We start from the raw sequence: 15,027 nt of genomic DNA on the forward strand, positions 1-15,027 counted from the left end.
AAGATCACAAACTGGTCCGCATTCCGGATGTCAGAGCATTCCCGGGCCTTTTGAGGGCTAAGGTCTATCTATAGACGCAGGAAGGGGCTGATGCTTCGTGGATACCACGAACAACGATTTCGGACTGACACCGGAAGAGTCCTCCGCAAAGGCGGAAGGGACGGTGGAACGCGGCTTGTCCGCCGTTGGACCGAAGCAGGGCGAAGGCGAGCTGACAGTCGCCGAGCGGCAGATCAACATCCTTCGCGACAAGCTCCGGCACATCGACCGGCAACTCGCGGCAGCCACCCAGAACAACAGCAAGCTCGTCACGATGCTGGAGACGGCCAAGGCCGAAATCGTCCGGCTCAAGAGCGCTTTGGAGCAGGACGGCCAGCCGCCCTACAGCTTCGGCACCATCTTGCAGATCAATCCGCGCCGCCAGTCCACCGCCGGCAACGCGGGACAGGCGGCCACGGAAGAATCCGTGGACATTTTCAACGCCGGCCGGAAAATGCGCGTCGGTATCAGCCCGCTGGTCAACGTCAACCAACTGGCAGTGGGCCAGGAAGTACTGCTGAACGAGGCACTGCTGGTGGTCATGGCGCTCGGCTACGAACGTGCCGGCGAACTGGTGACCCTGAAGGAGATGCTCGGCCATGACCGCGCCCTCGTGGTCGGCCGCGCCGACGAGGAACGCGTGGTCCGGCTCTCCGGGGCCCTGCAGAGGCAACCGCTGCGCGTCGGTGACGCACTGTCCCTGGATTCGCGCACGGGCTACGTCCTGGAGAAAGTGCCCCGCGCGGAAGTCGAGAACCTGGTCCTGGAAGAAGTCCCGGACATCACCTACGAAGACATCGGCGGCCTGGGCCCGCAGATCGAGCAGATCCGCGATGCCATCGAGCTTCCATTCCTGCACCCGGACCTCTACCGCGAGCACGGACTCAAAGCGCCCAAGGGCATCCTCCTGTACGGGCCTCCGGGCTGCGGCAAGACCCTGATCGCCAAAGCGGTCGCGAACTCCCTGGCCGCCCGGGCCGGCGAGCGGGCAGGCAACACGGACCTGAAGAGCTACTTCCTCAACATCAAGGGCCCGGAACTGCTGGACAAGTACGTCGGTGAGACCGAACGCCACATCCGCCTGATTTTCGCCAGGGCCCGGGAGAAGGCTTCCGACGGCAGCCCAGTGGTGGTCTTCTTCGACGAAATGGACTCGCTGTTCCGTACGCGCGGCACCGGCGTGTCTTCCGACGTCGAAACCACCATCGTGCCTCAGCTGCTGAGCGAGATCGACGGCGTGGAGCGGCTGGAGAACGTGATCGTGATCGGTGCGTCGAACCGCGAAGACATGATCGACCCCGCAATCCTCCGGCCCGGCCGCCTTGACGTGAAAGTCAAGATCCAGCGCCCGGACGCTGAAGCCGCCGCGGACATCTTCGCCAAGTACATCACCACGGATCTGCCGTTCCACCCGAACGACCTCGCCGAGCACCAAGGCGATGTGCAGTCCACGGTCGACGCGATGATCCAGCGCACGGTCGAGGCGATGTACTCCACCGAGAAGTCCAACGAATACCTCGAAGTGACCTACGCCAACGGCGACACCGAGATGCTGTACTTCAAGGACTTCAACTCCGGTGCCGTGATCCAGAACGTCGTGGACCGGGCCAAGAAGTATGCCATCAAGGACCTGCTCACCACCAAGCAAAAGGGCCTGAGGATCGACCATCTGCTCCGCGCCGTCGTAGACGAATTCCGTGAGCACGAGGACATGCCCAACACCACCAACCCGGACGACTGGGCACGCATTTCCGGCAAGAAGGGTGAGCGCATCACCTACATCCGCACCATCGTCCAGGGCAAGGCCGGCCAGGAGCCCGGGAAGTCGATCGAGACGACCCCGAACACCGGCCAGTACCTGTGACCCCGGGACGCGAGGCGCTGCCGGGCAGCGAACTGCCGGCCGGCGGAGCCATGCGCGTGATGGGCTCGGAAACGGAATACGGCATCCACGCCCCCTCCGCCCCGGGCGCCAACGCCACCATGATGTCCGCGCGGGTCATCCAGGCCTACGCCCAGCTCACCAGGCAGCGGACCGCCGGGGGAGCGGAGACCCGCTGGGACTACACGGACGAGGAGCCGCTGCATGACGCCCGCGGCTGGACCCTGGAGCGCAGTGCGGCTGACCCCAGCCAGCTGACTGACCAGCCTCCGGTGCTCGACGCCGAAGCAGTGGCCCTCGCCTACGGCCGGCAGGAACTGGAAGCCGACGGTTCGGACGAGGCCGGCTCCCTGCTGATGAACATGGTCCTCGGCAACGGCGCGCGCCTCTATGTGGACCACGCCCACCCGGAATACTCGAGCCCGGAGGTAACCAACCCGCTCGCGGCCGTCACCTGGGACGCCGCCGGCGACCTGGTGGCCCTCGCAGCCGTCCGGAAGCTCGCGGCCGACCCGGAGCTGCCGTCCATCAATCTCTACAAGAACAACACCGACAACAAGTCCGTCTCCTACGGATCCCATGAGAACTACCTCATGCCCCGTTCGGTTCCTTTCGGGGATATAGTCCGCGGCCTCACTCCCTTCTTCGTCACGCGGCAGGTCATCTGCGGCGCGGGACGAGTGGGTCTGGGCCAGGACGGATCCCGGCCCGGATACCAGATCAGCCAGCGGGCGGACTTCTTCGAAGCCGAAGTCGGGCTCGAGACCACCATCCGCCGGCCGATCATCAATACCCGGGACGAACCACACGCCACAGCGGACAAGTACCGGCGGCTGCACGTCATCATCGGCGACGCGAACCTGAGCCAGGTTTCCAACTACCTCAAGTTCGGCACTACCGCCATGGTGCTGAGCCTGATCGAGGCCGGCCAGGCTCCGAGGATCGAACTCCATGAACCGGTGGCAGGGCTGCAGGAAGTCAGCCATGACACCTCGCTCAGCGCCACGCTCCGCCTGCTGGACGGCCGCCGGGTGACCGCGCTGGACATCCAGTGGATCTACTACGAAGCCGCGGCCAAGCTCGCCCAGGAAACCGGTGTCTCCGACGCGGTCAGCGGCGATGGACACACCCGGGGCGTGCTGGAGCAATGGGAGTCGGTCCTCACCCTGCTCGGCTCCAATCCGCCGGCCGCCGCCTCCTCGGTGGAATGGCTCGCGAAGCTGGCCCTGCTCGAGGGGTACCGCCGGCGCGACGGGCTCGAATGGTCCGACGCGCGGCTGGGCCTCGTGGACCTCCAATGGTCTGACATCCGGCCCGAGAAGGGGCTGTACTACCGGATGCTCGCCCGGGAGCGGATGCAGCGCTTGGTGGACGACGGCGCGATCGCCCGTGCCGCCGTCGAACCGCCCTCGGACACCCGGGCATACTTCCGCGGAAGGTGCGTTTCGACGTTCGGCAAGCAGGTGGTCGGAGCCAGCTGGGACTCGGTCATCTTCGACGTCCCCGGCATCGGGAAACTGCAGCGGGTGCCCACCCGGGAGCCCCTTCGGGGCACGGAGTCGCTGACCGGCGCACTGTTCCGGAAGCACGGCACGGCCGAAGCATTCCTCGGCGAATTGCTCGGCCCGCCACCGGCCCCGCGGGGCTGAACACCAACCCCGCGGCGCGGAGCGAATCGCCTGCGGGAAAACAGCAGCACGGCCGCCCGCACCGTGGCAGTATGGCATTACAGGGAGTCCCCGCAGCAGTTCCACTCCGGAACCGCCGCCCAGGGGCAAAGAGAATGGAGAGGGTCATGGCAGCCCAGGAACAACAACAGCCGCAGTCCCGGGACACCGAGGTCGAGGACGAGGTACCCGAGGCGCCCCCGGCCGCACCGGAAGCCCAGGCATCCGCAGCCACCCAGGGCGTGGACGACCTGTTGGACGAAATCGACGGCGTCCTTGAATCCAACGCCGAGGAATTTGTCCGCGCATTCGTGCAAAAGGGCGGCCAATAGCGGCAGGGCCCCCACCACTGCCCGGCCCACGCCGGGCCCCGGATGTCATCGTCGAAGGAGCGCAGCAGTGCAGGAGCTAACGGCCGGCTTCCCGGCCACCGAGGCAACGTCGTCATTCACCGAGTATCTGCAGCGCTCAAGACCTGAACTCCTGCCCGGCAGCCAGTTGCTCCCCGCCGGACAGCTTCCGCAGGCACCCCACGCCACCACCATCGTCGCCTTGACCTACCCGGGCGGTGTGCTGATGGCGGGGGACCGGCGGGCCACCATGGGCAATGTGATCGCCAGCAGGCACATCGAGAAAGTCTTCGCGGCCGACAGCTACTCTGTGTTGGGAATCGCCGGAACCGCAGGCCTGGCCATCGACATCACCAAACTCTTCCAGGTGGAACTGGAACACTACGAAAAGATCGAAGGCACCCTGCTCAGCCTGGACGGCAAGGCCAACCGCCTCGGTGCCATGATCCGCAGCAACCTGCCCATGGCGATGCAGGGCATGGCGGTTGTCCCGCTGTTTGCCGGCTTCGACCAGGTGGCGCAGCTCGGCCGCCTGTTCTCCTATGACGTCACCGGAGGCCGCTACGAGGAGCAGGAACACCACTCGGTGGGCTCGGGGTCGGTGTTCGCCCGGGGCGCGCTCAAGAAACTGTGGCGCCCCAACCTTTCCGAGAGCGAGGCGGTTTCCGTCGCCGTCGAGGCCCTCTATGACGCGGCCGACGACGACTCCGCCACGGGCGGTCCCGATCCGGTCCGGCAGCTCTGGCCCGTCGTGTACACCGTTAACAGTGCAGGCGCCCGCAGGGTACCGGACCGCGAACTGGCCGCCATCGCCGGCCGGATCGCAAGCTCGCGCACGATCGAAGGAAGGGAGGCCTGACATGACCCAGCAGTTCTACGTTTCGCCCGAGCAGCTGATGAAGGACCGCGCGGATTTCGCACGCAAGGGAATTGCCCGGGGCCGCTCCGTCGTCGTGATCAGCTGCGCCGACGGGATCGCCCTCGTGGCCGAAAACCCCTCCCCGTCCCTGCACAAGCTCGGGGAAATCTACGACAAGATCGCCTTCGCAGCGGTCGGCAAGTACAACGAATTCGAGAGCCTGCGCCAGGCCGGAGTGCGCTATGCGGACGTCCGCGGTTACTCCTACGACCGCGAGGACGTCACCGCGCGCGGCCTCGCAAGTGTCTATGCGCAAAGCCTCGGTGCGGTGTTCACCGCCGAACAGAAACCCTTCGAGGTGGAACTCGCGGTGGCAGAAGTGGGCCGGGACCAGGCCTCCGACCACCTGTACCGGCTGACCTTCGACGGCTCGATCGCCGACGTCAACGGCTTCGTGGCCATGGGGGGCCTGGCAGAGCAGGTCTCCGAAGCTCTTGAAGCCGGGTGGAGCCCCGAGCTCAGCCTGGCCGGTGCGCTCCGGCTCGCGGTCCGCGCATTGGCCGCCGACAAGGATGCGGACGCCCTGCCCGGAACGGCCGTGGAGGCTGCGGTGCTCGACCGCGGCTCCGAAAGCAGCCGCGGCTCACGCCGTGCTTTCCGACGGCTGTCCGCCGAAGAAATTGTTCGCTCGCTGGAAGGGGAGGCCTGACATGGACAAGAGGATTTTCGGAATCGAAACCGAGTTCGGGATCTCCTACTCGAGCCCCGATTCACGGCCACTCGCGCCGGAGGAGGTTGCCCGGTACCTGTTCCGCAAGGTGGTCAGCTGGGGCCGGTCCTCCAACGTCTTCCTCACCAACGGGTCCCGCCTCTACCTCGACGTCGGTTCCCACCCCGAATATGCCACGGCCGAATGCGACGACCTGGCCCAGTTGATCGCCCATGACCGGGCCGGCGAACTGATCCTCGACGACCTCGTCGACGAGGCCCAGAGCAGGCTCGCCGCCGAAGGGTTCAACGGCACCGTGTACCTGTTCAAGAACAACACCGACTCTGCAGGGAACTCCTACGGCAGCCACGAGAACTACCTCATCCCGCGGCGCGGCGAATTCTCCCGGCTCGCAGAGATCCTCATCCCGTTCCTGGTGACCCGGCAACTGATCGCCGGTGCCGGCAAGGTCCTGAAAACCCCGCACGGGGCCACCTTCGCCTTCTCCCAGCGGGCGGACCACATCTGGGAAGGTGTCTCTTCCGCGACCACCCGTTCCCGGCCGATCATCAACACCCGGGATGAGCCGCACGCCGATGCCGAGTTCTTCCGCCGGCTCCACGTCATCGTGGGCGACTCCAACATGTCAGAGACCACCGCCCTGTTGAAGGTCGGCACCGTCGACCTGCTGCTTCGGATGATCGAAGCCGGGGTGATCATGCGGGACATGCGCATGGAGAACCCCATCCGCAGCATCCGCGAGATCTCCCACGACCTCAGCGGGAAGGCCCTGGTCCGGCTGGCCAACGGCCGCCAGTTGACCGCTTTGGAAATCCAGCGCGAATACCTCGACAAAGTCACCGAATTCGTGGAGGCCAATGGCGCCCACAACCCGCATGTACCCCTGATCCTCGACCTTTGGGGACGTACGCTCGACGCCATTGAAAGCGGCAACACCAGCGCCATCGACACCGAGGTCGACTGGGCCATCAAGAAGAAACTGATGGACGCATACATGGAACGGCACGGCCTGGGCCTGGATTCGCCACGGATCGCCCAGCTCGACCTGACCTACCACGACATCTCCAGGCAGCGCGGGCTGTTCTACCTGCTCCAATCCCGCGGAGCCGCAAGGCGGCTCCTGGCGGAGACGGACATCAAGGATGCCGTGGACATGCCGCCGCAGAGCACCCGGGCAAAGCTGCGGGGAGACTTCGTCCGGCGGGCGCAGGAACTGGGCCGCGACTACACCGTGGACTGGGTGCACCTGAAACTCAATGACCGCGCCCACCAGACGATCCTGTGCAAGGACCCTTTCCGCAGCGTCGATGAGCGCGTGGACGCACTGCTGGATTCAATGAGCTGACTCCCAGCTTTTGCCGCTACTCTGGAACTTGGCCATTTTCCAGGTCAACTCATGCGTGCCTAGGCCCAGCCCCGGCACGTGTCCTTGAGCCCCGACGAAAGTTCAACTTGTGCGCCGACTCCTTGCAATACTGATCCCTGGCCTTTTGCTGCTCACTGCCTGCGGAGGCGGTACCCCTGCGGCTCCGGAACCGAGCAGCCAGTCTGCCGGCGATGTGGCCAAGTTCGATTCCTTGAAGATTTCCGACAACGGCGACCAGAAGGCGCCGGGGCTGGAGTTCCCCAAGCCGCTGGAAGTCGCTGAACCCACGGTGAAGGAAGTCACCGAGGGCAAGGGCGACCGCATCAAAGCAGGCCAGATCGTCGAAATGTCCTACGTGGCCGTCGACGGCAAGACCGGCAAGACCCTGGAAGACACCTACGCTTCCGGTGCGCAGCCGATCGAACTCAACGACCAGCTCAAGCAGGGCAGCTCCCTGATCTACAACGTCGTCGTCGGCGCGAAGGTCGGTTCGCAGATCGCTTTCGCCGCGCCGGGCAAGGCCGCCAGCGAAGGCAAGGCCGCCGGGGCGAGCCAGTTGGTCGTCTTCAAGCTCATCTCCGCAAAGGACGCACCGAAGGTCCTCGACAAGCCCGAAGGCGACACCGTCACTCCTCCGGCCGGACTGCCGTCGGTGAAGGTCAACGACGCGGGCGTCCCGGAAATCTCGGTCGACGGGGTCAAGGCACCCAAGTCCCTCATCGCCCAGGACCTCATCAAGGGCAAGGGGGCCGTGGTCAAGGCCAGCGACACCCTCACCGTCAACTACGTCGGCGTGAACCTGGTGGGCGGCAAGAAGTTCGACTCCAGTTTCGAGGACAGCTTCGGGCACAAGGGCGTAGCCACTTTCCCGCTCAGCAATGTCATCAAGGGCTGGACCCAGGGCCTGGCCGGCAAGACCGTCGGTTCCCGGGTCCTCCTGGTCATCCCCAAGAACCTCGCCTACGGTGACGCCGGGCAGGGCGAGGCCAAGGGTGACCTCGTCTTCGTCGTCGACATCCTCGGCGTCAAGTAGCCAACACAGCAAACAAACCCCACCACTCCAAGCACATATTGAGGAGCACCATGTCATTCGGACAGCGCGACTACGACCGCACCAAGCCTGAAATCGACTTCCCGGAAGGCGACGTCCCCGCCGAGCTGGTCATCACCGACCTGATTGTCGGCGACGGCGCCGAGGCCAAGCCCGGAGACACCGTTTCCACCCATTACGTCGGCGTGGCCTGGTCCACCGGCGAGGAATTCGACGCTTCCTGGAACCGCGGCGCCCCGCTCGACTTCCGCGTCGGCGTCGGCCAGGTCATCCAGGGCTGGGACCAGGGCCTGCTCGGGATGAGGGTCGGCGGCCGTCGCCGCCTCGAGATCCCCTCCGAGCTCGCCTACGGCTCCCGTGGCGCCGGTGCAGCGATCAAGCCCAACGAAGCACTGATCTTCGTCGTGGACCTGCTCGCTGTCCGCTAGACGCGAAGCACCCGGAAGGCGGGTCAGCTGCAGGCATCGTCCGGCAGTTGACCCGCCTTCTTCGTTAACCCCGGGACTTTAGTAACGTTGCATCCGTGTCCGCATCACGTACCGAACGCCTCCTCAACCTGCTTCTTGCGCTCCTGAACACGAAGTACGGCCTCTCGCGCGCCGTCCTGCGGGAGAAGGTCTACCACGACGACGACAGCAATGACGCGGCCTTCGGACGCATGTTCGAGCGGGACAAGACGGAGCTGCGCAGCTTCGGATTCGAGATAGAGACGATCGCCGAGGCCGGCCTCTCCGCAGACGATCCGGCCACCACCCGCTACCGGATCGGCAAGGAATCCAACCGCCTGCCGGACGTCCATCTGACGCCCGCCGAAGGTACGGTCCTGGTCCTTGCGGCGATGCTGTGGGAACGCTCAGCCCTCGGCGGTGCCGCGGCCAGCGCCCTGCGCAAGCTCCAGGCATCCGGGGACCTTGGCGAAGTGGAGCTTCCGGCTGGCGTCCAGCCGCGGATCAAGCCCGCCGGGCCGTCCTTCGAAGCGATCGTGAACGCCTTGAACGCGCGGCATCCGGTCAGCTTCGGATACCGGGCTGCGAGCACAGGCCTTGAAGAACGACGGCGGGTGGAACCTTGGGGCCTCGGCAGCCGCTTCGGTCAGTGGTACCTCGTCGGATTCGACCGGGCGCGCGGAGCGAAACGCTTCTTCCGGCTGTCCCGGATGACCACGGCGGTGCAGCTTGAGACGAGGGACAGCTACGAGCTGCCCGCCGGTTTCGACGCACGGAAGGAGCTGGACGGCCTGGCCGAGCTGCCGCAGCAGGACGCGATCCTCGAGGTTGCAGCCGGCAGGCTCCTCGGATTGCGCAAGCGTTCCGTCCCGGTTCCGGGGCGCACACCCGCGCAAAGTGGCCAGGATGTGCTCGCGGTGCCGTTCCGCGACAGCGAACTTTTCGCCGAGGAGCTCGCCTCCTACGGCCCGCACGTAAGGGTCGTCGAGCCCGCGGAGCTGCGCACCGCCGTCGTACGCCGCCTGGAAGCCGCGGAAGCGGCCATTTCCCGCCCCGCCCTCCCGGTGGAATTCCCCGCCGCATCCAGCCGTGCGCGCAAGAGGACGTCGGAGGACCAGCTGAGCCGCATGCTGCAGCTGGTCCCTTTCCTGGTCCACAACCAGGGCCTCCCCATCCAGGAAGTGGCCGACCGTTTCGGGATCAGCCGAAAGGAACTCATCGCGGACCTCCAGATCCTCATCTGCTCCGGCCTGCCCGAAGGCTATCCGGATGACCTTTTCGACATCGACTGGGAAGACGAGCACGTCTACATCCACGAACACCTCGAGCTGAACCGGCCGGTGCGCTTCAGCGAGGAAGAGGCATCCGCACTGCTGACCGGCCTGGCCACGCTCGGCAACCTTCCGGCCCAGGCCGGTCTGTCGGGTGATGAGCAGGCCAGCGCCTTGGAATCGGTCACTGTCAAGCTCGCCGGTGCTGCGGGGGAGGCCGGGCGGGTGGCAGCGTCCTTCGCGGCTCCACCGGTGGAAGCCGCAGAGGCTGGATTCTTCGAAACGGTCACTGCTGCCATCAAGGATGGCAGGCAGCTCGCGCTCCGGTATTTCTCGCCGCAGCGGGACGCCGTCTCGGAACGGGACGTGGATCCGCTGCGCCTGTATTCGCAGGACAACACCTGGTACTTCGAGGCGTACTGCCACAGCAAGGCCGCGGTAAGGAATTTCCGCCTGGACCGCATCGAGGAGCTCGTGCCGAACGGCAACACGGTGTCCACTCCGGCCAGTGCCGAGACTTCCGTTCCAGTGAAGCTCTACACGCCGAGCGACGACGACGTCGTGGTTGTCCTGCAGTTGAGCGGGCAAGGGGCGCACTTGGCCGATGACTACTACGCTGAACGCACTGCTGAACTGCCCGACGGCGGCCTGCTCGCGGAGGTCCGTTTCGGAAGCGTCGACTGGCTGCCGATGTTCATCGCCCAACACGGCGGCGCCGCCCGTATCCTGGAGCCCGCCGTCCTGGCTGAAAGCTCGGCGGCATGGGTCAGGGCCGCCCTCGGACAGTACCGAGCCTGAGGCTGGCTAGACTCTTAATATGCCTTGGTGGTCATGGATCCTGCTCTGGGTGGCGTTGATTGCGGTCTCGCTGCTTTGTTACCTGCTGCTTGGCATCGGCCTGTTCCGGAAAGTCATGGCAACTTTGCGCGAACTTACCGCTGCGGGCGCCAGGCTCGGGCACCTGCCGGCGGCCCCGGAAGCCCCGGAGGACGACGGCGGTACGCGGCGTCCAGTGCCCGGTTCCGCCGTTTTTGCCTCACCGGAACAGATGCGTCATGATTACTTCGCGGCCAAGGCCTCCCGCCGGGAGTTGCGTCGGCAGAGGCGTGTTAAGCGCAAAGCGGAACGGGGCCAACCCCAGTCTCTGCACGACATCGAATTAAGTTAGACGTAGGATGTATTCCAACGAAAGGACTTCCCCACATGAGGCTTGAAGGCTGGCATATTGTCATCATCGTCGTCCTGGCCCTGGTGCTCTTCGCAGCGCCCAAGCTGCCGTCCATGGCGCGCAGCATCGGCCAGTCGATGCGTATTTTCAAATCCGAGGTCCGCGAAATGAAGAAGGACGGTTCGTCCGAAGCGGCCAGCGGAGAACCCCCGGTGGAAGGCAAAGTGGTCGGCCACCCGGAGCAGAACGGCAAGAACGGCGGGGACACCGACCTCCCGCCGAACAACCGCGTTTGACGAGTGGTGCAAGTGAAAGGTCGGAAGGCCAATCCTGAAGGGCGCATGGCCCTGCTCGATCACCTCAAGGAACTGAAGAACCGGCTTTTCAAGTCCGCCCTTGCGGTGATCGCCGGAACCGTGGTGGGCTTCATCGTGTATCAGCCCCTGTTGGCTGCGCTCATCAAGCCGATCAAGGACCTCAACAACACCGGAGGCCGGCTCGCGGCGCTGAATTTTGATGGCGTCGCGAGCTCCTTTGACCTGATGATCCAGGTCTCGATCTTCCTGGGCGTCATCATCGCCAGCCCCGTCTGGATCTACCAGCTCTGGGCGTTCATCGTTCCGGGGCTACATAAGAAGGAACGCCGGTTGGCGTTGTCCTTCGTGGCCGCCGCGGTTCCTTTGTTTGTCGCGGGTGTGCTGCTGGCCTGGTTCGTGCTTCCCAACGCCGTGCGCGTGCTGACGGAGTTCACGCCCGAGGGCGGGTCCAACTTCATCAGTGCGGACATCTACCTGGCCTTCGTGATCAGGCTCTTGCTGGCTTTCGGCATCGCGTTCCTGATCCCGGTGGTCCTGGTGGGCTTGAATCTCGCCGGCATCATCAAGGGGGAGCAGCTCATCAAGAGCTGGCGGATCACGATCTTCCTTGTGTGCCTGTTCGCGGCCATGGCTGCCCCCGGCGCCGACGCCATGAGCATGTTCTACCTGGCTGTGCCCATGCTCCTGCTTTTCTTCGCCGCCATCGGCCTCTGCCTGCTGAACGACAAACGGCGTGCCCGCCGGCAGGTGAAACTTGCCGAGGAGACCGAGGCCACGGCGGACATCGGAACGTCAGCCTCCGATCTGGACAAGCTGTAGCCTCCAAGCCACTAGCGCCTAACTTGCTCCCAAACCTCGCAAGTCCCCATCGGCTCCCAAACTTCGCTTCGCTCAGTTCGGGGCCCTCACCGGCTTGGGCCCTCGGCCGGGTCCCCTCGCAAGTTAGGCTTGAATCATGTTCAACCACCCTGAGGCCGCGTCGCCCTCAGAGCGATACAGGGCGGCTGCGCAGCGGTCGTCAGATACGAAGAGCTACCTGGGTGCATTCAGCCGCACTCTGGACTTCGAACTCGACGATTTCCAGCGCGAGGCCTGCCGTTCCCTCCAGGAAGGCAGGGGGGTGCTGGTGGCAGCGCCCACCGGCGCCGGCAAGACCATCGTCGGCGAATTCGCCATCTACCTGGCCTTGGAACGTGGGCTGAAGGCTTTTTACACCACCCCGATCAAAGCCCTCAGCAACCAGAAATTCTCGGAACTTGCAGCCAAGTACGGGGCGGCCAACGTCGGCCTGCTGACGGGGGACACGACCATCAACGGCGAAGCACCGGTGGTCGTGATGACCACCGAGGTGCTCCGGAACATGCTCTATGCCGACTCGGATACCCTGGGCAACCTCGGCTACGTGGTCATGGACGAGGTGCATTACCTGGCGGACCGCTTCCGCGGCGCCGTCTGGGAAGAAGTCATCATCCACCTGCCCAGCGAGGTCCAGTTGGCGTCCCTGAGCGCCACCGTCTCCAACGCCGAGGAATTCGGTGCCTGGCTGGACACCGTCCGCGGCGACACCGACGTGATCGTCTCCGAACACCGGCCGGTGCCCTTGTGGCAGCACGTCATGGTGGGCCGGGAGATCGTGGACCTCTTCGCCGGCGATACTACCTTCGACGAAATCGCATCCGCTCCGGGCGGCAATGGACGCGGTGGGGATAGCGGGCCCGCGGAAGATCCGGACAAACGGCGGAGCAATGGGCCGGACGGCGAACCCAGGGCCGGCTTCGAAGTGAACCCCGAGCTCCTCTCCATGGCCCGCGCCGAAAGCCAGATGAACTTCCGCGGCCGCTTCGGGCACGGCGGGCGCAGCAGGCGCCGCCAGGACCGGCAACGCGAGGAACGCGGCGGCGATGCGCAGCGCAGCCCGGTACGCAAGGCCAGCCGTCCCCAGGTGATCGCAAGCCTCGACCGGCAGGACCTGCTGCCCGCGATCACCTTCATCTTCTCGCGTGCCGGCTGCGACGCCGCGGTGGCCCAGTGCGCAGCAGCCGGGCTGTGGCTCACCACTGAGCGCGAACAGCAGATCATCGCGTCCCGCGTGGACGAGGCCAGCCGGGACATCCCCGCCGAAGACCTCGATGTTCTCGGCTTCTGGGGCTGGCGCGACGGCCTGCTCCGCGGCCTCGCCGCCCACCATGCCGGGCTGCTCCCCACCTTCAAGGAAGTCGTGGAGACGCTCTTCGCCGAGGGTCTCATCAAAGCCGTGTTCGCCACGGAAACCCTGGCTTTGGGCGTCAACATGCCCGCGCGCTGCGTGGTCCTGGAGAAACTCGACAAGTTCAACGGAGAAGCCCACGTCAACATCACGGCGGGGGAGTACACCCAGCTGACCGGCCGCGCCGGACGGCGGGGGATCGACGTCGAGGGCCATGCGGTGGTGCTCTGGCAGCCGGGAACGGATCCCGCCGCCGTCGCCGGCCTCGCCTCCCGCCGGACGTATCCGCTGAACTCAAGCTTCCGGCCGACCTACAACATGAGCATCAACCTCATCGCCCAATTCGGCCGTGCCCGGGCAAGGGAAATCCTCGAGTCTTCCTTCGCGCAGTTCCAAGCGGACCGCTCGGTGGTGGGGCTTGCCCGGCAAGTCCGGGCGCGGGAGGAATCCCTTGCCGGTTACGCCAAGGCCATGACCTGCCACCTTGGCGATTTCACGGAGTACGCCACCCTTCGACGGGAACTCAGCGACGCCGAAAAGGCGGCCTCCCGCAGCAACGCCCGGGCACGTAAGTCGCTGACCCAGGACTCGCTCACCAGGCTCATGCCGGGCGACGTGCTGAAGGTGAGCGGCGGCCGGATCCCGGGCTACGCCGTCGTCCTCAGTGCAGACAGCCAGGCACGTGAGCCGCGGCCTGCCATCCTGACCGAGGACGGCCAGCTCCGCCGGATCAGCAGTTACGACGTCGACGGGCCGGTCAGCGCCGAATCCTGGATCCGGATTCCCAAGTCCTTCAACGCCAAGGTTCCCAAATCCCGGCGGGACCTCGCATCAGCGCTTCGGGACGCTGTCCGGGAGGGCAGGCCGCCGGCGCGCACGGCGCGGAACGAGGACTTCGGCGGGAGCCACAATGTTGCCGAGCAGGAGCGCAAGATCGCGGGCCTGCGCAAAGCCCTGCGCGCACATCCCTGTCACGGCTGCAGCGAACGCGAAGACCACGCGCGCTGGTCCGAACGTTGGTGGAAGCTCCGCCAGGAAACGGACGGCCTGGCGCGGCAGATCCAGGGGAGGACCAACACGATCGCCAAGACCTTCGACCGGGTCTGCGATGTCCTGTCTGCCTACGGCTACCTCGAAGCCCAGGGCGGCGGACATCTGGCCATCAGCAGCGACGGGCAGCGCCTGCGCCGGATCTATGGTGAAAAGGACCTGCTCATCTCGCAGGCCATCCGCCAGGGCGCGATTTCCGATCTCGATGCGGCGGAACTGGCCGCGTTCGCCAGCGCCCTGGTGTACCAGGCCAAGCGCGAGGACCGCGGCCTGAGGCCCAGGATGCCGTCCGTTTCGCTGGAGGAATCCGTGGATATCGTGGTCCGGGAGTGGTCCCGCCTGGAAGACCTCGAGGAGCAGAACAAGCTCCCGCTCACCGCAGAACCGGAGCTTGGCCTGGTCTGGCCGATGTTCAAATGGGCCAAGGGCCGCCACCTGCAGGAAGTGCTGAACGGCACGGATCTGGCAGCCGGTGACTTTGTCCGTTGGGCGAAGCAGGTGGTGGATTTGCTGGACCAGCTGGCCAAAATCCCTGGCCTGGAACCCCGGCTCGCCCGGATCTGCCGGGAAGCCATAGACCTTGTCCGCCGCGGCGTCGTGGCGTACTCGAACGTCGCGTGAGCGC

General features: G+C 65.6%; 13 protein-coding genes. All 13 read left to right on the plus strand.

Annotated elements, in window-relative coordinates; all coding sequences use genetic code 11:
• The first annotated feature begins 97 nt into the window (after positions 1–97).
• The 13 genes from arc (at position 98) to ACN9M4_RS10460 (ending at position 15,023) form a co-directional block, all read left to right on the plus strand.
• On the plus strand, positions 98–1,903 hold the full coding sequence (gene arc, locus ACN9M4_RS10400; RefSeq protein WP_426297588.1) for a proteasome ATPase: 1,806 nt from the start codon (positions 98–100) through the stop codon (positions 1,901–1,903).
• A gap of 50 nt (positions 1,904–1,953) precedes the next feature.
• Positions 1,954–3,570: a depupylase/deamidase Dop gene (gene dop / locus ACN9M4_RS10405; RefSeq protein ID WP_426303445.1), complete on the plus strand. Its 1,617-nt coding sequence runs from the start codon at positions 1,954–1,956 to the stop codon at positions 3,568–3,570.
• Positions 3,571–3,716: 146 nt separating this feature from the next.
• Positions 3,717–3,920 (plus strand): ubiquitin-like protein Pup, encoded by a 204-nt coding sequence (locus tag ACN9M4_RS10410; protein WP_426297590.1) that lies wholly within the window; start codon positions 3,717–3,719, stop codon positions 3,918–3,920.
• A gap of 67 nt (positions 3,921–3,987) precedes the next feature.
• Positions 3,988–4,797 (plus strand): proteasome subunit beta, encoded by an 810-nt coding sequence (prcB, locus tag ACN9M4_RS10415; RefSeq protein WP_426297592.1) that lies wholly within the window; start codon positions 3,988–3,990, stop codon positions 4,795–4,797.
• 1 nt (position 4,798) lies between these two features.
• Entirely contained in the window at positions 4,799–5,506 is a 708-nt protein-coding gene (gene prcA / locus ACN9M4_RS10420; protein WP_426297594.1) for a proteasome subunit alpha, read from the plus strand.
• 1 nt (position 5,507) lies between these two features.
• Positions 5,508–6,872, plus strand: coding sequence for a Pup--protein ligase (gene pafA, locus ACN9M4_RS10425; protein WP_426297596.1), 1,365 nt, complete (start codon positions 5,508–5,510; stop codon positions 6,870–6,872).
• A 109-nt stretch (positions 6,873–6,981) separates the two neighbouring features.
• The gene (locus ACN9M4_RS10430) at positions 6,982–7,926 is read left to right on the plus strand and encodes an FKBP-type peptidyl-prolyl cis-trans isomerase (protein WP_426297598.1); all 945 of its coding nucleotides are present in this window, start codon (positions 6,982–6,984) and stop codon (positions 7,924–7,926) included.
• A gap of 50 nt (positions 7,927–7,976) precedes the next feature.
• A complete protein-coding gene (locus ACN9M4_RS10435) occupies positions 7,977–8,372 on the plus strand; it encodes an FKBP-type peptidyl-prolyl cis-trans isomerase (protein WP_426297600.1) in 396 nt (131 codons plus the stop codon).
• Positions 8,373–8,467: 95 nt separating this feature from the next.
• Positions 8,468–10,459, plus strand: a complete 1,992-nt coding sequence (locus tag ACN9M4_RS10440) for a helix-turn-helix transcriptional regulator (RefSeq protein ID WP_426297602.1) — start codon at positions 8,468–8,470, stop codon at positions 10,457–10,459.
• A gap of 19 nt (positions 10,460–10,478) precedes the next feature.
• Positions 10,479–10,829, plus strand: coding sequence for a hypothetical protein (locus tag ACN9M4_RS10445; protein ID WP_426297604.1), 351 nt, complete (start codon positions 10,479–10,481; stop codon positions 10,827–10,829).
• Positions 10,830–10,864: 35 nt separating this feature from the next.
• On the plus strand, positions 10,865–11,125 hold the full coding sequence (tatA, locus tag ACN9M4_RS10450; RefSeq protein ID WP_426297606.1) for a Sec-independent protein translocase subunit TatA: 261 nt from the start codon (positions 10,865–10,867) through the stop codon (positions 11,123–11,125).
• A gap of 45 nt (positions 11,126–11,170) precedes the next feature.
• A complete protein-coding gene (gene tatC, locus ACN9M4_RS10455) occupies positions 11,171–11,965 on the plus strand; it encodes a twin-arginine translocase subunit TatC (protein ID WP_426297608.1) in 795 nt (264 codons plus the stop codon).
• 136 nt (positions 11,966–12,101) lie between these two features.
• On the plus strand, positions 12,102–15,023 hold the full coding sequence (locus ACN9M4_RS10460) for a DEAD/DEAH box helicase (protein ID WP_426297610.1): 2,922 nt from the start codon (positions 12,102–12,104) through the stop codon (positions 15,021–15,023).
• Positions 15,024–15,027 lie beyond the last annotated feature (4 nt).

Source organism: Arthrobacter sp. R-11 (assembly GCF_049913155.1).
Taxonomy (GTDB): domain Bacteria; phylum Actinomycetota; class Actinomycetes; order Actinomycetales; family Micrococcaceae; genus Arthrobacter.